Source organism: Photobacterium carnosum (assembly GCF_021236965.1).
Classification (GTDB): Bacteria; Pseudomonadota; Gammaproteobacteria; order Enterobacterales; family Vibrionaceae; genus Photobacterium; species Photobacterium carnosum.
The window spans coordinates 29,073-49,388 of the sequence record NZ_WMDN01000005.1; the positions used below are offsets into that span (position 1 = coordinate 29,073).

Below are 20,316 nucleotides of genomic sequence, written 5' to 3' on the forward strand. Positions count from 1 at the left end.
ATAAGGTGTAAACAATGAGATTACAGGTGTTTTGCGAAGATAGAGTAGGTATGACTCGTGAATTATTGGATATTTTAACGAGTCAAGATATTGATCTTCGTGGGATTGAAATTGATCGTATTGGTATTATTTATTTAAATTGTCCAGAAGTTGAGTTTGAGCAATTTAGTCAATTAATGTCACAGATTCGGCAGTTAGATGGCGTTACTGATGTGCGTAAAATTCAATTTATGCCTAGTGAACGCGAACATACCGAGTTATCTGCTTTATTACAGACGTTACCTGATCCATTTTTTACCATTAATTTAAATGGTAAAGTGGATTTTGCAAATCAAGCTGCTGAACAATTAATGGGTTATCAAAGTGACGACTTATTCAATGAAAATATTCATTCTTTACTTGGGTTCAATTTTTCTCGCTGGTTAGATAAAGATCAGGCGAAAAAACACAGTGAGATTGTAGTGATTTCGGGGCTAGATTATCAAATGGATATTATGCCAGTATTTGTAAGTGATGATGCACCTGAGCCTGTACTTGTTAGTGCTTTAATTTTATTGAAATCACTTTCTGAAGCTAAAATGCCGATGGTTATGCGTAGTATTCATGGTGACAGTGGTTTTGAGCATTTTATTGGTCATTCATCGCGGTTTAAGCACTTACTTGGCCAAGCAAAAAAGCTCGCATTGCTTGATGCACCGTTGCTTATTCAAGGCGAAACGGGGACGGGTAAAGAGATGTTAGCCCGAGCTTGTCATCAACGCTCAGTACATCGTGATAAGCCATTTTTAGTGGTTAATTGTATATCTATGCCGGATAATGCGGTAGAAACAGAGTTGTTTGGTTGCATTGGAAGTGTCAGTGAATCGGCTAAAAAAGGTATTTTTGAACAAGCGGCTGGTGGTACTGTTTTTCTGTATGAAATTGGTGAAATGTCAAAGCACTTACAGATTAAATTATTACGCTTTTTACAAGATGGTACTTTCCGTCGTGTAGGTAAAGAAGCGGAAATAAAAGTATCGGTACGGGTAATTTGTTCTACTCAAAAGAGATTACTTGATTTGGTTGCTGATGGCGCGTTTCGTGAGGATCTTTACTATCGCCTTAATGTGCTGGCTTTAGTGGTACCACCATTGCGAGAGCGTGCCGCCGATATTGTACCGTTAGCTGAATTATTCTTAACACAATTTTCTCAAGAGCTATACCAACCTAAACCTATATTATCTGAAGAATTAGCGCTTGCCCTTAAGCAATATGCTTGGCCTGGAAATATTCGTCAATTACGTAATGTTTTATTTCGTGCAATGACACAGGTAGAAGGGGCTGAAATGACGTCTGCTTATGTGCAATTACCCGAAAATGAATCGACGACTGTTCTTAGTGAAGAAATATTAACCGGTTCGTTAGATGAAATAATGAAACGTTATGAATCAGGCATTTTATCTAATTTATATCAGAGCTATCCATCAACCCGTAAACTCGCTAAACGGTTAGGGGTTTCTCATACCGCGGTGGCGAATAAGCTTCGTGAATATGGGCTTAGCAAACGTAACTGATCCTTAAGCGTAAAATAAAAGAGATAGCCATTATTGCTATCTCTTTATTTTTTATAACAAACAATAAAGCTATGGAATTAGTATTCGTCGTTTTGATGCTCTTCCAACAAGATAGTATCACCAGCTTCTAAGGCTAATAATAGTGCAACGATTTCTTCACCATAACGATAGCCGCATAATGAATTATGGCTATTTAATACTCGGTGGCAAGGGATCACAATGGGAATAGGGTTAACATTTTTAGCTATACCTATTGCTTGGGTTGCTTTGGTATTGCCAATATTTGCGGCTATTTGTTCGTAGGTAACTATTTCGCCATAAGGAACATCAGCAATGGCATGCCATATTTGCTGTTGAAATAGGGTGCCTTGAGGAGCGAGAGGAAAAGTGAATTTTTTTCGGGAGCCGATGAGGTATTCTTTGAGTTGTCTAATGAAGGGAGCCATAAACTCGGGGTTATGCTGCCATATTTCATTAGGGCTATAACTGGGACTCATAATCGATAGTTGTCGAAGACCTTGATGATCGGCCAGCAACATAATATTTCCCAGTTCTGTTTCAATACAATCGTAATACATCAATCACTCACTAAAGGCGTAATAATTAATAACATTGACTGCCGAAGAGTAACAGACAACGCTATGCTAATATATCGAATATTGAATGTGGCTTGTATTCAATATCATGTAAACTCATAAAATGTGCGTTATATCAATTAACACTGTCATATCGAGGTCGTACTTGTTTCATTCAATTATACATCGCTCATCAACTATTATACTTGATGATATAAAAATTCGCTTGATTGAAGCGCGAGATGCGGAACAAATTTCAGCATACTATCAACGTAACCGTCATTTTCTTGCGCCTTGGGAGCCATTACGGCATGAGGCTTTTTTTAGCCTTGCGGGTTGGCAACAACGTTTAGAACAAATAGCGACCCTACATCGTCATGAGATGGCTTTTTATTTTGTTATCGAGCATCGTGAAACGAACGCTATTATTGGCGTGATTAATTTTAGTAATTTAGTGAAGTCACCCTTTTACGCCTGCCATGTCGGTTATTCATTAGATCAAGAGCATCAGGGCAAAGCGGTGATGCGTCGTGCGCTAACGGCGGTATGTGAGTGGATCTTTATCGATAAACATTTTCACCGCGTTATGGCCGCGTATATGCCACATAATAATAAAAGTGGCGGTGTATTAACGGCGGTTGGTTTTGAGCAAGAAGGGTTAGCAAAAGATTATTTATTGATCAATGGTCAATGGCAAGATCATATTTTAACATCGTTAGTGAACCCTAATTGGTCACTGCCGATAAACTGAGTCTGTTTTAAAACCGAAAAAGGCTGAGAATACGATCTCAGCCTTTGTTATTCATTGTTTTTATTGCTATTAATGATACGTGTATAACGGCGCAGTTAAGAATTAATCAACCGTTAAAATACGCATATTATTGGTTGATCCCACCGTATCCATTTTATCACCTTGGGTGATAATGGTTAAATCGCCAGCTTGTACATATCCTGCTTCTTTTAGCACATTCAGAGCATGTTTTGCCGCTTCTAAACCTGCGTCACTATCACGATCAAAAAAGACGGGAGTAACGCCGCGATATAATGAAGCTTGGTTCAATGTCGTTTTATTTCTTGATAACGCAAAAATAGGCAATCCTGATGAAATACGAGACATTAAGCGGGGTGTACGGCCGGATTCTGTCATCACGACAATCGCTTTAATGCCCACCATATGATTAGCGGCATACATGGTTGCCATTGCAATAGTTTCTTCAGGATTTGAGAATTTACGATCTAAACGGTGATTGGAAATATTAATACTCGGTTCTTTTTCAGCGCCAAGACAAACACTCGCCATTATTGTCACGGTTTCAACAGGGAAATTACCTGCTGCTGTTTCTGCCGATAACATTACCGCATCAGTACCGTCTAATACCGCATTAGCAACGTCCATCACCTCAGCTCGCGTTGGCATTGGGCTAGTGATCATTGATTCCATCATTTGAGTTGCAGTGATAACGGTACGGTCTAAGCTACGTGCACGACGGATCAGCTTTTTTTGTACGCCAACAAGCTCAGGATCGCCAATCTCAACCCCTAAATCACCTCGGGCAACCATCACTACATCAGATGCTAGAATAATGTCATCCATCGTTTCAGTGGTTGCAACCGTTTCTGCTCGCTCTACTTTGGCGACTAATTTTGCTGTTAATCCCGCCTCTGTTGCTAATTGACGGGCGTAATGCATATCTGCACCATTGCGAGGAAAAGAAACTGCGAGGTAATCAACCTTCATGGCTGCGGCTGTAATAATGTCTGCTTTATCTTTTGCTGTTAATGCTGCCGCAGATAAGCCACCGCCTTTTTTATTTATGCCCTTGTTATTAGATAAAGGGCCAGCAACGGTAACGATAGTATGTACTTTATTGCCCGTTACTTCAGTAACTTGTAGTTGAACTCGACCATCATCAAGTAACAACACATCGCCTTTAATAACATCATTTGGCAGTTCTTTATAGTCAAGACCAACAGCATCTTGGTGACCTTCACCTTTGGGTAAGTCACTATCAAGCGTAAAGGTATCACCAATATTGAGCTGAATTTTACCTTCTTTAAAGGTTGATACACGAATTTTAGGGCCTTGAAGATCACCTAAAATCGCGACATGTTTACCTAAACGAGCTGCTATTTCTCGTACTTGTTGGGTGCGAAGGATATGATCTTCTGGGCTGCCATGGGAAAAGTTCATTCGAACCACATCAGCACCCGCAGCAATGATTTTTTCTAGGTTATTATCGCGATCAGTTGCAGGTCCAAGGGTGGTAACAATTTTAGTACGTCTTAGTTGTTCTGACATTATAAACTCCATGTAAATAAACGGACTTAATTTATCCAATATGTTCGCAGTATATAAATGGCTTTATACTGAATAAACAAGGCGGTGTATATGAGTACGGTTTAGTAATTTAAGATAAGAGTATGGTAGTTATTATCACATAAGGTGGGTAACTATGAGTGTGCAATAATCTTGATAGCGAAGCCGAAGCCTCGCTTAATGTTAGTTATTACAGCAAATGATATTCTTTAGAAAAACGGGAGTCTTTGAGTGAGTCTTTGACTCGTTTTAGATTATCACGAAAACTGGATCCGCGACGTAGTGTAAAGCCTGTTGCGAGAACATCAATCACTGTCATTTGTACAACGCGACTTGCCATTGGCATATAAATATCGGTATCTTCAGGAATATCAAGGCAAATCGACAATGAACATTCACGTTCTAATGGTGAATGCTTTGCGGTAATACCAATGACTGTCGCGCCATTTTCACGCGCCATTTGTGCGATTTCAACCAGACTTTTCGTACGCCCAGTGTGTGAAATAACTACCACAACATCACCATCACTGCAATTAATCACACTCATGCGTTGCATAATAATGTCATCAAAACACACAATCGGGATATTAAATCGAAAGAACTTATTTTGAGCATCATGCGCGACTGAAGCGGATGCACCTAGACCAAAAAAGGATATTTTTTTTGCTTGGGTGAGTAAATCAACAGCACGATTAATTTGCATAGGGTCGATGCTATTTTTAGCAACATCTAAGCAAGCCATGGTCGATTCAAATATTTTTGCAGTGTAGGCATCAGGACCATCATTTTCTTCGACATTACGATTTACATAAGGGGTACCATTTGCCAAACTTTGGGCTAAATGTAATTTAAAGTCAGGAAAGCCTTTGGTATCAAGTCGACGACAAAAACGGTTAACAGTCGGTTCACTCACATCGGCCATTTTAGCTAATGTTGCAATGCTTGAGTGAATCGCTGTTTGTGGCGAGGCTATAATAACTTCCGCTACTTTACGTTCAGATTTGCTGAAGTGTTCTAAGTTATTTTGTATTTTTTCTATGGTATTCATAGTTATTTATGCACTTCGTTATTGAATTTCATTTGTAGCATTCTTGTCATCAAGTTGCCCATATAATGAAACTATACTACTTAACTATTAACATGTTCTAGCTATTAACCGTGTTTTTTAGGGCGTTTTTATTAGATTTTGATCGCGATCGACTTTTTATTTTCAGAATTGAAATTTATAAAACAAATAATGTTATTTTTTGTTGTTTTATTTTACCAGTTATAAGTATTTGTTTTATAAATAAAGCGTTATTTTAAGCAATGAAATAAATAAGCATGATTCTATTGTGTAGGTTTTTAATTAAAGTAATTAAATGACAAGTTTGATTAAATGTAGATATAAATAAAAAGGAATATCAATGAACGTTAGTATTTGTGGCTGTGGATGGCTCGGATTACCGTTAGCATTATCATTAAAAAGCCAAGCGATTGAAGTATGGGGTTCTAAAACAACCATTGAGGGGGCAAATGTATTACAACAACAAGGTATTAATAGCTGTTTATTAACTCTGCCACTGATTGGGGATATTGATCCAGCAATAGTCCAATTTTTAACAACGGATGTACTGATAATTGCGATTCCACCGGGACGAAAAAATCTTGATCCACAGGATCATATTGAAAAGGTAATGTCATTAGCAACCGCAGCAAAGAAAGCAGGGTGTCAGCGGATTATTTTTATTAGTACTACTTCTGTATATGACCCATTGCAAGGGGAGGTATTAGAAACAACCCCGGTTAATCCTAGTTCGGCTTCTGGGCAATTACATTACGCATTAGAACAGCAGTTACGTCAGCAATGGCAACAACAACTGACAGTGTTACGTTTATCTGGATTAATTGGACCACAACGGCATCCTGTGACGTTTTTATCTGGTCGTCGACAGTTGAGTGCAGCTAAACAGCCTGTAAATCTAGTACATCTTGATGATTGTATTGGTGTGATCTCTGCCATTATTAAGCAGCATCCTTCAATGCCTATTATGCATTTAGCGGCAAGTACCCATCCTACTCGCGAGCAATATTATACAGCGATGGCGATAAAGTTACAGTTGCCACTTCCTGAGTTTGGTAATGATGATAATGGTATTAATGGTAAGGAAATCAATTCAAATCAGACAATTAGACATTTAGGTATTGTGTTACAGCATGATGATTTGCTGCAAGGCACGCCGCAGATTCGCTAAAAAAAGCAAAAAAAAACGCTGAAATAAATATTTCAGCGTAAACAAAAAATACAATTAGGATTTAAAGCAGTAGTAGCAATTTGAATTACAGATGTTATGTTTGACGGCCTGAAAAACAAAATAAGCATCTATAATTCCAATTCTTATATAATCAGACTGCACGATAATGAAAGAGTTCAATTTAATATAAAAAAGATGTCATTATTTTATTGAAGGTTGCTGTTTACTTCTCTTACATCGATGTCTGATAGAGCAGATGCCATGATTGTAGATAAAAAAATCCCGCTGACAAATATCAGCGGGATGGAGATTATCCAAAAAAAATACAATTAGGATTTAAAGCAGTAGTAGCAATTTGAATTACAGATGTTGTGTTTGACGGCCTGAAAAACAAAATAAGCATCTATAATTCCAATTCTTATATAATCAGACTGCACGTTAATGAAAGAGTTCAATTTAATATAAAAAAGATGTCACTATTTTATTGAAGGTTGCTGTTTACTTCTCTTACATCGATGTCTGATAGAGCAGATGCCATGATTGTAGATAAAAAAAATCCCGCTGACAAATATCAGCGGGATGGAGATTATCCAAAAAAATACAATTAGGATTTAAAGCAGTAGTAAATTAAACATTTCATAAAAGGCATTATTGCAGTGCAAAATAACCATTTATCAAATTGAATACTTATATAAGACTTACAATATTTGTAAAGGTTCCTAAAATAATTGTTTTTTTTACTTTAAAATGAGTATATTTATAACATTATGATTTAATTCATTTTTATTTTTTGTGTTGAATGTTTTAAGATCATTATATTATGCTGTTGCTTTTTTTGTGCGAGTTTGCATTACATTTGGTTCCGTTTGTGATTGCTTCTTTGGGTTTTTCGTGAAAAGAGAGAACACAAACGCGATAGCCATAATAATCGTTGAGTAGAAATAAGCTAATTGGTAATTACCTGTAGTGTCAACAGCACTTGCTGCAATGACAGGACCAATAAAACCACTAACGCCCCACGCGGTGTAAACCACACCATAGTTTGTACCATAGTTTTTGAGACCGTAGAAACCAGCAGTGAGTGATGGGAATACCGCAGGTAATGTACCATAGCATAGCCCCGCAATCGCCATACCAATAATTAGACTAATATGAGTACTGTAATGAGGGAACAACAGCATATTGGTAATCGATAGCACAAATGATAATGATAATGTTTTTAAGCCACCAATTTTATCGCAAAGCATACCCGCTAAAACACGGCCAGATGTGTTAAACAACGCTAAGATAACAACAAGATGTGCGGCGTCTGTCATATCTGCTTGTATTGCTGCGATTGACGTAATGTTACCGATGATCATCAAACCTGTTGATGACGCACATAGGTACATAATCCAAAGATTATAGAACTGTGATGTTTTAAGCATTGATGTCCAACACATTTCTGTTTGTGGAATAATTACTTCTTTTTCTGTTTTCTTTACTGCTGATGCTGAAGAAACAGGTACATAGTTTTCAGATGGATTAGTGATCGTAAATGCAAGTGGTGTTGCAATACACAATAAGGCAACGCCTAGAATATTAAAGCTATAATTAATACCATAGCTCGCAATTAATGATGTGATCAGTGGTGCTAGATAAACGCCCGCTAAGCCAAATCCCGCAGTGATTAAACCATTGACTAAGCCACGTTTTGACGGATGAAACCATTTCATTGCCGCTGGACTTAAACAAGCATAACTAAACCCAATACCGCCACCCGCTAAAATGCCAAAAGTAAAGATCAGTTGTGTGGAATTTGTTATATAACCTGATGCGATAAGGCCTAAACCTGCGAAAATAGTACCTGTAATTAATACTAGTTTAGGACCAAATTTGTCTTGCAGAATACCAGCTAAAAGAAGAGTTATAGAAAATGTAATTATAGCAACAGTATATGGAAGTGAAGCTTCAGAATTTGTCCAACCTAGATTAATAACAAGTGCTTTTTTAAATACACTCCAAGTAAATAAGATACCAATACATAAATTAATACAAAAGCCAGCAATAAGAATTTGTTTTGCTCTGTCAAACATGAAGTTTCTCTCTAATAATACTTATATGCTGGATGGTCATATAAATAGTTTGGCATAATATTAATTTGAAAATAAATATTACATGATTATTCTGTGAGGGGATTTTAATGATAATAATAATATTAGCAAGCTAAGTGATGAATAAAAAGTAATTAAATTAAACCTTTGATTTTAAATGTTTTTATTTAATTTTTCCAGTATAGGTAAACGTAATAAAAATAGTATTTGTATTATGTATTACAAATCAATTATAGATATTTTTTAATGTTTAAAATATATCTATAATTGATTTTAAGGCTAATTAATAGAACTAAAAATAACGGCATTTAAATAAGCATGTTATTTAAAAGTATATTTATAAGTAGGATTTAAAACTAAAAAATGAATGGTTTTTTGTAAATAAAAAATATCATTTACGGGTATTTACATTTGTAATAATAGGTTTCTATTTATATCTTTTGGTATTTGTTTACTAATAAGATAAGTCGTGATGTGAATAGGAATGGCGGCGATTAAAAGGATGGAAAATAGATGATAGATAAAGAAAAACCTACCTCAATGAACGAAGTAGGTTACGAAGAATATTCTTCAAGAAAAAAGCAGTAGTTTTTGTAAGACAAATTTTTTTATTATTGGTTCCTATAAAGAGGAAAATAAGTTTGATTGTCTTTGATTCAGTGACTCATGATGTGATTAACCGTGTCTTTCTTGTTATTTATTAAGAAATACAACACTGAATGGATATTTTATAGTGTGATGTAACTGGGTTGTTAAATTATGTTGTGTTATATATTATTTAAACAAGCATTTTATTCTAATGATAGATGTGATTTATCGGTCTATTTCTTATTAATTGGCTATCAAAATATTTCGTGACAAATATCTGAAATCAGTACACCACATAGTCATTGAATCACAAAAGGATATGCATTATGAGCTCGTTATCAACCATGCGTAAACGTTATGTAAGTGATCCTGTTTTTAGACGGTTTAAAACATTATTACCGCCACTGTCTAATACTGAAAAAGAAGCAATGGAAGCGGGTAGTGTGTGGTGGGATGGTGAGTTATTTGGTGGGGCTCCACAATGGCAAACATTGCTTGATTACCCTAAGCCGACATTGACGCAAGAAGAACAACATTTTATTGATACAACATTGCAGACCTTATTAGCAATGTTAAATGATTATCAAATTGTGCAGCAACAAAAAGATTTACCCGCTGAAGTTTGGCAATTTTTACGTAATGAAAAATTCTTTGCGTTAATTATCAGTAAACAATATGGCGGCCTTAATTTTTCAGCCCATGCTAATTCAACGATTGTGGCACAAATAGCGACCCGCAGTTTAAGTGCCGCAGTTTGTGTGATGGTGCCAAATTCACTTGGTCCCGGTGAATTACTTACCCATTACGGTACACCACAACAAAAAGAATATTGGTTACCTCGACTCGCTAATGGAGAAGATATTCCTTGTTTTGCATTAACAGGTCCAGAAGCAGGATCTGACGCTGGCAGCATTTCTGATGAGGGAATAGTTTGTTATGGGGAATATGATGGTGAGCAAGTTCTCGGCTTAAACCTCACATGGAATAAGCGTTATATTACGCTAGCACCTGTTGCGACGGTGCTTGGGTTGGCATTTAAAATGAAAGATCCCCAAGGTTTACTTGGCGATAAAGTCGATTTAGGTATTACTTGTGCGTTGATTCCGGCTGATCATGCTGGCGTTGATATTGGTGAGCGGCATGATCCACTTAATATGGCATTTATGAACGGTCCTACGCGCGGTCATAATGTGTTTATTCCATTAGACTGGATCATTGGCGGCCAAGATTATGCAGGAAAAGGCTGGCGAATGCTGGTGGAGTGTTTATCTGCGGGACGAGGCATATCATTGCCTGCTTTAGGAACGGCTGTTGGGCACTTAGCTGCCAAAACAACGGGAGCCTATGCTGTTGTACGTAAACAGTTTGGTATGCCGATTGGTGATTTTGAAGGGGTAGCACAAGCATTAGGTCGTATTGGTGGCTTTACTTATATGCTAGAAGCGGCTCGAACATTGACAACAACGGCATTAGATATGGGGCAAACACCAGGCATTGTGACAGCCATTGCTAAATACCATATGACAGAGATGTCTCGAACCGTTTTAAATGATGCGATGGATGTGCATGCTGGACGGGCTATTCAATTAGGGCCAATGAATTATTTGGGTCATCATTATTTTGGTATTCCAGTAGCAATAACCGTTGAGGGAGCAAATATAATCACCCGTAATTTAATGATCTTTGGTCAAGGCGCAACACGGTGTCATCCTTATGTACTTGATGAAATGGCAGCAGCAGCTAACCCAGATTCAGATCAAGGTCTGAACGATTTTGATAGCTTGTTGATGCAGCATATTGGTTTTGCGACCCGTAATGTAACCAAGTCGTTGTTAAACGCGGTGAGTGGCAGTTGTTTTAATCGAGCTCCTATTCGTGGAGAAATACGTCATTACTATCGCCATTTAAGCCGTATGTCAAAAGCGCTTGCCGTTTGTGCGGATATATCAATGTTGAGCTTAGGCGGTGAATTAAAACGTCGAGAGTTATTATCTGCTCGCTTAGGTGATGTGCTTAGTTATTTATATTTAGCGTCAGCAACATTGAAACGATTTGAAGACCAAGGTCGTCAGCAGCAAGATCTACCGCTAGTTGATTATGCATTACAGCATTGTTTGCATCAATGTGGCGTCGCATTTGATGAAGTGTTTACGAATTTTCCTCGTAAAGGGGTTGGACGCACATTACGATTATTAACATTTCCTTTAGGTATACATTATTCGGCACCTAAAGATGAAATTAGTATCAGTATTGCAGCATTATTAATGACACCGAGTGTACATCGCGATCGATTAACACATTTATGTTATGTCGGCGATAGAGAGGATGATCCCGTAGCAATTATGGAACGCGCATTTATTGCCGTGCATGAGATCAAACCTTTAGAGCGCAAATTAATGCAAGCAACACGCAATGGTGAGATCCCACGCAAAGCTTTATTAAATAAGAAGTTACAGTTAGCGTTGGATGCGGGAGTGGTCACAGAAGAGGAGGTAAAAAAAATAGAGAATGCTGAGCAACTAAGGCAGAAAGCGATTCAAGTCGATCATTTCTGTGCTAGCCATTTTAATAACTAAGTTTGCTACCAGGGAAGGCAGCTTAGGGTACTTAGTCTTTGATATATAAACCTGGATTCTCCCGTGTGCCACGCAAATGCGTGGCACTTTTTTTGACCAAAATTTAGCGTAACACCTCCAACCACTACGATTTTTGTTCATTTAGGACATAAATTTAATGCGTATCTGCCATTAACCTTTTATCCTATTCATAATTATGTAAGGGAAGCTGAAAATGATCATCAAACCTAAAACTCGTGGATTTATTTGTACAACAACGCATCCCGTTGGTTGTGAAGATAACGTAAAGCAGCAAATTGCTTACACTAAAGCTCAAGGTCCAATTGTAAATGCACCAAAGCGTGTCTTGGTTGTAGGGTCTTCTAGTGGTTACGGCTTGTCATCACGTATTGCTGCGGCATTCGGTGGCAGTGCTGCAACAATTGGTGTTTTCTTTGAAAAACCAGGTACAGAGAAAAAACCAGGTACTGCAGGTTGGTATAACTCAGCAGCATTTGACAAGTTTGCTAAAGCTGAAGGTCTTTACTCAAAAAGTCTAAATGGTGATGCGTTCTCTAACGAAGCAAAACAAAAAGTAGTTGATTTGATTAAACAAGATCTTGGTCAAATTGATATGGTTATTTACTCACTGGCATCACCAGTACGTAAATTGCCAGAGACTGGTGAAGTGATTCGTTCATGCCTAAAACCGATGGGTGAAACGTACACAACAACAGCCGTTGATACCAATAAAAACGTATTAATTGAAACCAGTATTGAACCTGCAACAGAACAAGAAGTTGAAGACACTGTTACTGTTATGGGTGGCCAAGATTGGGAGCTATGGATTGATGCGCTAGCAAATGCTGGTGTATTGGCTGATGGTTGTAAGACCGTAGCCTTTAGTTACATTGGTACTGAGCTAACATGGCCAATTTACTGGCATGGCGCGTTAGGCAAAGCGAAAATGGACCTAGATCGTGCCGCGAAAGAACTAAACACTCAGCTAAGTGCTACGGGTGGTTCTGCCAATGTTGCTGTATTAAAGAGTGTTGTTACACAAGCAAGCTCTGCGATTCCAGTTATGCCGTTGTACATTGCAATGGTCTTTAAGAAAATGCGTGAAGAAGGCGTACATGAAGGCTGCATGGAGCAGATCCTACGTATGTTTAAGCAGCGCTTATATAAAGAAGACGGTACGGCACCTGACGTTGATGCTGAAAATCGTCTTCGTTTAGATGACTGGGAATTGCGTGAAGATATTCAACAGCATTGTCGTGATCAATGGTTAACAGTAACCAATGACAACTTATATGATGTTGCTGATTACCAACAATACAAAGATGAATTCTTGAAGCTATTTGGCTTTGGTGTTGATGGCATTGATTACGATGCTGATGTGAATCCTGTGGTTGATTTTGATGTAGCAGACATCTAATAATCGCATCATAAAATAGATATTGAATAAACCGCCAGTGATGGCGGTTTTTTTATATTTGCTCTTTTTGCTATCTGTTAAGCGGATAGTTAATGACTTTTATTGGTGAGATTTGTAGATATATTAGTGAAAGATATTATTGGTTCACAACAGAGCATTTACTATGAGAACAACGTTTGATCGCATTCGCCATGCTATTGGTTTTGAGATTATTGGTCTGATATTGATGGTGGGTATTTTAAGTCAATTTGGGTTTGAACTTGGACATGTCGGTATTATGGGGATATTTTTTTCTATTGTAGCCACAGTATGGAATTATTTATATAACCTATGGTTTGATCGGTTAATGTATAAAAAATATAACGTGACTCAAAAAACAATGTCGCAACGGATAGTACATAGTTTAGGTTTTGAGGTTGGATTATTAATTTTCACTATTCCAGTTTTAGCATGGGTGCTGAATGTGAGTTTATGGCATGCGTTAGTGTTAGATATTAGTATGGTGATATTTTATTTATTCTACGCGTATGGATATAATTTGATTTATGATCGCATTTATCCTATTTATTCATAATGATTTTATATTTGTCAGGTATTAAAAAGCCAGCATAAAAGTGCTGGCTAATAAATCAGATAAAACGATTAAGCATTAGCTTTTTGGAAGCTCAATAATGAATGCTGCACCTTCAAGCTCTGAGTCTTCAACGTGAATCTTACCTTGGTAGCTATCAATAATTTCATTACATACAGAGAGGCCAATACCTTGCCCTGGATTGAGTTGATCTGCGCGCACACCACGTTGAAAAATAGCTTCACGTAATGCAGGTTTAACCCCTGGGCCATCGTCTTCAATGATAATAGTGAAAGAATCACTATTTTCAATAACGGATAATTTTACTTGGCTAATACAAAAGCGAAAACTGTTTTCGAGCATGTTGCCAAATAATTCCATTAAATCATCTTTATTGATGGGCAATTTTAAATTGTCATCAAAGTGATAATGCAATATCGCGTCTTTATCAGCATAAATTTTATTTAACATTCGATTTAGGCTGGTAATAATCGGTTTAAGCTCAACATTACTTTTTTGTAACCCTTGTTGACCGACCATAGCTCGTTTGAGTTGATATTGTACCAAATCATCCATCTGGCTGATTTGTTCCATGATACGTTGATTAAGCTCACGGCGATCTAAGGTTGAATCATCAAGCAGGGCATTGGTGGCGGCTAAACGTGTTTTTAAGCTATGAGCAAGGTCATCCATCGCATGACGATAGCGTCCTTGCTGGTCATTACTAATGCGGCTTAATCGATTAACCGCCATCGTTACTTCTTGTAACTCCATCGGATAATCATCATCTAGTTTCTCTCGTTTAGCTTCGGTCATTTGATCCAATTGCGATGCTAATTTTCGTAAAGGCTGAAATCCCCAATGGAAAGCAGCAATCAAAAAAGCAACGGCAATTAAGACAAATAGTCCTAAATAGAAAGCAGTACGTTTATGTAATTGCGCTAAAGAGTACTCATAGGCATTCGCAGAGCGAAGAACGACTAATTGATAAATTGTGCCATCTTCTTTATTACGACTGAGATTATATGCAATATAACCTTGATGATTTTTCATTTTAATCAACGTGGGTGTTGAAATATCTTCTGGCAAATAACGGCAAACATCACGTAAATTAGCTTTTGCAGCTTGACTTGATACCCAGGTTGTTTTATCACTTTGATCACAAACAACCGCAATATAATCAGTGTCAGAAGGATCGAGAGAATCAATCCATTTATCGACATCTTTAATTAATCCAGCTCGATTAAGTTGTGCGACAACCATTGGCATTTGAGCAACAAGTTCCGAGGAATATGATGCCATATAGCTTTGAGAGTAGAGCTTATTGATAACCGCAGCTAGCGCAGAAGTCACTAAGGCAATGATAGCGACTGATGTGATCAATACTCGTTGTCTTAATCGTGGCTGGAAAAAACGTTTCATTGTGCGCTGATTTCAAAAATATAGCCCTGACCACGAATGGTTGAAATAGGGTTGTTTTGTCCTGTTTTAGTGAATTTTTTACGTAGGCGGCTGATCATAACTTCAATCGTATTTGGATCACCTTCTTGGTCTTCATACAGCACATCAAGTAGTCGTTGTTTTGATACAACTTGGCGGCTATGGCGCATTAAATACTCTAATAAATCATATTCAAACGCAGTTAGTTCAAGTAGTTCGTCACAAACATAAACTTGCTTTGCGAGTAAATCGACGCGAATATCGCCAGCGGTCATTTCTGGTTTAACAAAGCCAGCACTGCGACGAACAAGGGCACTAAGACGAGCGACCATTTCTTCTTTTTGAAACGGTTTTACTAAATAATCATCAGCACCAGCTTCAAGACCTGTGACTTTATCTTGCCAATTAGAACGAGCGGTAAGGATCATGATTGGTAGACGTAAGCCTTTTTTACGCATGTCTTTAATTAGACTGATCCCGTCTCTATCAGGTAAGCCAATATCGACGATAGCGATATCATTAGGATAATTTTGTGCAAAAAATAGCCCTTCTTCGGCAGTGTTGGCACATTGAACTTGATTTCCTAATTCGCTGAGTTGCGATTTTAGGTGATGGCTAAGAATAGCATCGTCTTCGACAATAAGAATACGCATAGATTGGGCACCAGAGATAACGGATGGTATTGATAAGTCATGGTAAAGTATCAACTAATAAAGTGCATTAGTTATTGTTGCCGTAACTTCATGATAGGGTATGTAAATTAGCGTAAAAAGTAGGATAAAAAATAAAGTAATTGTCTTGCTAGTTACATTTTAACGCTAATAGGTAGTGTAAAGAGTCAGACTGAATAGAGACTGACTCATTAGTTAACTAATAAGTCAGTCTCTATAAAGATAATGGTTTTATTGGAAAATAAAGATCAGTGTACCTGCGATAGTCAGTAAGACATTGGCAATAGCATAAGTTCCCGCATAACCTAAAGCAGGAATAGTACTACGAGCATGCTCATTGATCATATCCATTGCCGGGGCACATGTTCGTGCACCAATGATGGCACCAAATAATAATGCTCGGTTCATTTTGAGTACGTAAGCACCAAATAAATAGGCTAATACGACAGGAATAACGCTGACCATTAAGCTGGTAATAAAGACGGTTAAACCTATATTGCCGATAGAAGCAAATAGATTAGAACCCGCACTTAAACCGATCCCCACCATGAATACCATTAAGCCTAAATCTTTAGCCATATTAAGTGCGCCCTGAGGCACATAACCAAAGGTTGGGTGGTTAGCACGTAAGAAACCTAATGTAATACCTGCGATCAATAATCCTGCAGCACTACCTAAACCAAAAGCAATATGACCAAATTTCATTGTGACTAAGCCCATTAATAGGCCAATAATAAAGAAACAACAGAAAGCGAGCAGATCAGCAATTTGACTGTGAATTGAGATGAAACCAATACGTTCAGCAAGTCCTAAAACACGGCTTTTTTCACCGCTAACTTGTAGAATATCGCCTTTATTTAGCAGGATACTATGATCCATTGGCATTTCAATTTGTGCACGAACTACACGGTTAAGAAAACAACCATATTCAGATAAATTCAATTCGGATAAGCGTTTACCTGCAATACCATCATTTTTAACTACAATTTCTTCTTCTACAATACGTAGATCAAGTAAATCGCGGTCAAACACTTCTTTACCATTACGGAAGCTAGGATCAAGACGTGCATGGCTATCAGGGTAACCAACTAACGCAATTTCATCACCTTCTTGTAAAATAGCGTCACCATCAGGGTTAGCTAAGATACCATTACGACGAACACGTTCAATATAGCAACCTGTTTGGCGGTAAATACCGAGCTCACGCAGATTACGACCATCAATCCAGTTGATAAGCTCAGGGCCTGCGCGGTAAGCACGAATAATGGGTAGATATACTTTACGTTGTGCAACTTCACCGATGCCACGTTCACGTGCAATTTGCTGTGATGATTCGGCAAGGTTTTGTTTTTGCAATTTAGGCATTAATTTGGCAAGGAAAATCAAGCTGACTAAGCCAACAAGATAAGACATAGCGTAGCCAACACTTAAACTTTCGCTTAATTGCTTAATGACTGCGGGATCAGTAATACCCGCTAGACCGTTATGAAGTGCATCTTTTGCACCCACAAGTACTGGCGTTGCTGTTAGTGAGCCAGCCATCAGGCCTGTTGCTAAACCTATATCCATGTGCAGATAACGTGCCATGGTCATCGTTATAGCGATTGATGACAACAAGACAACTAATGCAAGTAATAAATAGTGTTTACCATCACGGAAGAAGATGCCAAAAAAGTTTGGTCCAGCTTCTATACCCACACAGAAAATAAATAGCATAAAGCCAATATTTAGTGCGTCAGTGTCAAACGTAAAACCAGCATTACCAAATAATAAAGCAGTAAGTAGAACGCCAATAGAGTTACCTAGTGTCATTTTGGCAAAACGAATTTTACCGATACTTAAACCAACAGCAAGGACTACAAATAGCAATAAAATATCATTTTGGTGTAGAAGAGCGGCTACATCAATGTTCACGACGGATTTCCGAAATAATGGAAAGATAAAAGTGAGGTAAATTCTAGCTGATTTTGAACAGAGGTTATAGTTTATATTAGAAATAAATAACGAAAAGCCATTTTATAAACGAACTCTTCAATATAATTTGTATTTTTTTTGAAGGGTTGTTTAAAGGTGCGTCATACGTTAAAAAATAGTGTTTTAATAATGAATGATAATTATAAAATTATAAAAAAAGGCTGACAATGTCAGCCTTTTTGTTAATCAATAATAGGGTGTTTATTTATATAGAAGGTTATGTTCTTTTGCATAAGCTTCAAATTCAGTGCAGCCACCAATGTGATCTTGATCAACAAAAATCTGAGGTACCGTTTCAACGGGTTTACCAACGGTTTTTTCTAAATCAGCTTTACTGATACCTTCAGCGTGGATATCAACGTAACGGAAGTTAAAATCGTCACGTTCTTCTTTGATTTTTTCTGCTAATTCTTTTGCGCGAACACAAAATGGGCAACCTGGACGACCAAAAATAACAACGAACATAAATTTCTCCTGCATAATTTTTTATTACTATAACGCGGCAGTGGTAATAGAGAAAGCAGGTTTTTTCTGTTAAACCAATAGATAAAAGCGATGTAGTGAGTCTAACGTCAAATAGTATCAAAGCATAAAAAACCAAACACTGAGCCTGCTTAACTTAACTATATAGCCACTTAAATTAGCATCACCTAATTTACCATTGGCCTGTGAACGTTATGTAGCCTAACGACGTACTATTGCGCTTCTATTACGATAAGAAGTGACTTTTACTACATGTATTTTATTGTCGTAGTAATACTAAATGTGAGTCAGTATTGATATTAATGTTGTAGTAATTGAAATGTATAAAAACTTGTTTGTAATCAATATTAAATTAAGCCATCTAATAGAATCTAATTTTAGATAGCTTATAAATTAGTGAACCTTGATAAAAGACGTAGCGAAGGTTAAATACGAGGTTTCCATAGAATAAATATCATTTAAAACAGGATAAATAACTATGTTTCAGTTTATGACTTCAACACGGATAGTGTTTGGTGAAGGTGCTCTGCATGATTCTTTATCGCTGCTTAATCAATTTGGTTACAGTGTGCTATTGGTGACCGGGCAAGATCAGCAACGTTCACTGCCTCTGGAGCAATATTTCAAACAACAGAATATGCGTTATCAGCGATTAGTGATTAAAGGCGAACCTTTAATTGCAATGATGGAAGAGTTGGCTGCAATGGGGCGGACTTTTTGTCCTGATATGGTAATTGGTATCGGAGGGGGGAGTGTACTTGATGTGGCTAAATCTCTGGCGGCCTTAATTCCTAACCAAGGCAGTGTTTATGATTATGTCGATGTTGTCGGGCGCAATGTTCCTTTACAAGTTAAATCACTACCTTTTATCGCAATTCCAACCACGGCGGGTACTGGCGCTGAAGTCAGTAAAAGTGCTGTCTTACAATCTGCACAAGAACAAGTACAAGTGAATTTAAGTAATGTGGAGTTATTTCCTGATTTAGCCATTATTGATCCGACATTAACCTATGGTATGGATGCAGTGCTGTCAGGATATTGTGGCATGGATGCTTTTACTCATTTAATGGAAGCGTATGTGTGTGGCGAACAAAATCCATTGACCGACATGATTTGCGAGGAAGGATTAAAGCGTATTGCGATGTCAATTTTACCTGCTTGCAAAGATGATCATTATCCTTCTCGATGTGACATGGCTTTTGCTGCAATGCTTGGTGGTATGGCGCGTTCAAATGCTAAATTAGGTGCTGCTCATGGATTAGCATCAGCATTAAGTGGTCGCTTAGATGCTCCCCATGGATTGATTACTGCGCGACTCTCGCCTTACGTGATGAAAGAAAATATCTCTGTTGCAACAGAATTAGGCCGCAGCGATGTTCTGGCGCGTTATCGTAAATTGGCGGTTATATTAACGATGAATAATGAGGCTAATATTGAGGATAGTGTGCAATGGGTTGATAGCATGCTGATAAAATTACAGTTACCGTTATTATCTGATTATGGGTTATGCAACACCATGTTTGAAGAGGTTGCAGAGGACGCATTACGTACCTGTGTCATTAAAGGTAATCCGTTACCATTAAATCAGCAGCGATTAATCACAATTTTGAGGCAAGTTTGTCACAATGATTGCCATGCTTCAATGTCATAAGGTCAGTTATAAGAGAAAATAGTACTGATTCAATGAATGTATGATTATATTGATTTTTACTGGTTTTGTATGAAAAAGTGACTCAGGTTGCTTTTTTTTTAGCTCTACATTCGAGAAAAATCGATTTTTTAGCGACATTTCTTAAAATTTAATTTTAAATCATCAAATAAATG

15 protein-coding genes are annotated in these 20,316 nt (G+C 37.5%); 7 read left to right on the forward strand and 8 right to left on the reverse strand.

What is annotated here, in order from left to right; all coding sequences use genetic code 11:
- Nucleotides 1-14 precede the first annotated feature (14 nt).
- The gene (gene tyrR, locus GLP24_RS06700; protein ID WP_232615748.1) at nucleotides 15-1,553 is read left to right on the forward strand and encodes a transcriptional regulator TyrR; all 1,539 of its coding nucleotides are present in this window, start codon (nucleotides 15-17) and stop codon (nucleotides 1,551-1,553) included.
- 77 nt (nucleotides 1,554-1,630) lie between these two features.
- On the opposite strand, the gene GLP24_RS06705 is transcribed toward tyrR, so the two are convergent.
- Complete coding sequence (locus GLP24_RS06705; RefSeq protein WP_232615749.1) at nucleotides 1,631-2,092, reverse strand: methylated-DNA--[protein]-cysteine S-methyltransferase; 462 nt, start codon at nucleotides 2,090-2,092, stop codon at nucleotides 1,631-1,633.
- Between the two features lie 202 nt (nucleotides 2,093-2,294).
- Between GLP24_RS06705 and rimJ the strand changes: the two genes are divergently transcribed.
- Nucleotides 2,295-2,879 (forward strand): ribosomal protein S5-alanine N-acetyltransferase, encoded by a 585-nt coding sequence (gene rimJ, locus GLP24_RS06710; RefSeq protein ID WP_101767039.1) that lies wholly within the window; start codon nucleotides 2,295-2,297, stop codon nucleotides 2,877-2,879.
- Nucleotides 2,880-2,981: 102 nt separating this feature from the next.
- On the opposite strand, the gene pyk is transcribed toward rimJ, so the two are convergent.
- Nucleotides 2,982-4,427: a pyruvate kinase gene (gene pyk, locus GLP24_RS06715; protein WP_232615750.1), complete on the reverse strand. Its 1,446-nt coding sequence runs from the start codon at nucleotides 4,425-4,427 to the stop codon at nucleotides 2,982-2,984.
- A gap of 208 nt (nucleotides 4,428-4,635) precedes the next feature.
- Nucleotides 4,636-5,493, reverse strand: a complete 858-nt coding sequence (locus GLP24_RS06720; RefSeq protein WP_101767037.1) for a MurR/RpiR family transcriptional regulator — start codon at nucleotides 5,491-5,493, stop codon at nucleotides 4,636-4,638.
- Between the two features lie 358 nt (nucleotides 5,494-5,851).
- Between GLP24_RS06720 and GLP24_RS06725 the strand changes: the two genes are divergently transcribed.
- Nucleotides 5,852-6,679: an NAD-dependent epimerase/dehydratase family protein gene (locus GLP24_RS06725; RefSeq protein ID WP_232615751.1), complete on the forward strand. Its 828-nt coding sequence runs from the start codon at nucleotides 5,852-5,854 to the stop codon at nucleotides 6,677-6,679.
- Between the two features lie 818 nt (nucleotides 6,680-7,497).
- Here GLP24_RS06725 and GLP24_RS06730 read toward each other — a convergent pair.
- Nucleotides 7,498-8,754, reverse strand: a complete 1,257-nt coding sequence (locus GLP24_RS06730) for an L-lactate MFS transporter (protein WP_232615752.1) — start codon at nucleotides 8,752-8,754, stop codon at nucleotides 7,498-7,500.
- 932 nt (nucleotides 8,755-9,686) lie between these two features.
- On the opposite strand from GLP24_RS06730, the gene GLP24_RS06735 reads away from it, so the two are divergent.
- From GLP24_RS06735 to GLP24_RS06745, 3 genes are all read left to right on the forward strand, one after another.
- Nucleotides 9,687-11,936, forward strand: coding sequence for an acyl-CoA dehydrogenase (locus tag GLP24_RS06735; RefSeq protein WP_232574875.1), 2,250 nt, complete (start codon nucleotides 9,687-9,689; stop codon nucleotides 11,934-11,936).
- Nucleotides 11,937-12,150: 214 nt separating this feature from the next.
- Nucleotides 12,151-13,353 carry an enoyl-ACP reductase FabV gene (gene fabV, locus GLP24_RS06740; protein WP_232574876.1) on the forward strand — a complete coding sequence of 401 codons (1,203 nt, stop codon included), beginning with the start codon at nucleotides 12,151-12,153 and terminating at the stop codon, nucleotides 13,351-13,353.
- A gap of 163 nt (nucleotides 13,354-13,516) precedes the next feature.
- Nucleotides 13,517-13,927, forward strand: coding sequence for a PACE efflux transporter (locus GLP24_RS06745; RefSeq protein ID WP_232615753.1), 411 nt, complete (start codon nucleotides 13,517-13,519; stop codon nucleotides 13,925-13,927).
- Between the two features lie 75 nt (nucleotides 13,928-14,002).
- Here the strand turns inward: GLP24_RS06745 and GLP24_RS06750 are convergent, their stop codons facing one another.
- The 4 genes from GLP24_RS06750 to GLP24_RS06765 all read right to left on the reverse strand — a co-directional run bounded on the left by GLP24_RS06750 (nucleotide 14,003) and on the right by GLP24_RS06765 (nucleotide 18,474).
- Entirely contained in the window at nucleotides 14,003-15,346 is a 1,344-nt protein-coding gene (locus tag GLP24_RS06750; protein WP_221942594.1) for an ATP-binding protein, read from the reverse strand.
- Complete coding sequence (locus GLP24_RS06755; RefSeq protein WP_045035601.1) at nucleotides 15,343-16,017, reverse strand: response regulator; 675 nt, start codon at nucleotides 16,015-16,017, stop codon at nucleotides 15,343-15,345. Before GLP24_RS06755 ends, GLP24_RS06750 begins: the two co-directional genes overlap by 4 nt.
- Before the next feature lie 249 nt (nucleotides 16,018-16,266).
- Entirely contained in the window at nucleotides 16,267-17,949 is a 1,683-nt protein-coding gene (locus tag GLP24_RS06760) for an aspartate:alanine antiporter (RefSeq protein WP_101767030.1), read from the reverse strand.
- 261 nt (nucleotides 17,950-18,210) lie between these two features.
- The gene (locus tag GLP24_RS06765) at nucleotides 18,211-18,474 is read right to left on the reverse strand and encodes a GrxA family glutaredoxin (RefSeq protein WP_045035599.1); all 264 of its coding nucleotides are present in this window, start codon (nucleotides 18,472-18,474) and stop codon (nucleotides 18,211-18,213) included.
- A gap of 496 nt (nucleotides 18,475-18,970) precedes the next feature.
- Here GLP24_RS06765 and GLP24_RS06770 point away from each other — a divergent pair, with 496 nt between their 5' ends.
- Entirely contained in the window at nucleotides 18,971-20,143 is a 1,173-nt protein-coding gene (locus tag GLP24_RS06770; protein ID WP_232578414.1) for an iron-containing alcohol dehydrogenase, read from the forward strand.
- Nucleotides 20,144-20,316: the final 173 nt, after the last annotated feature.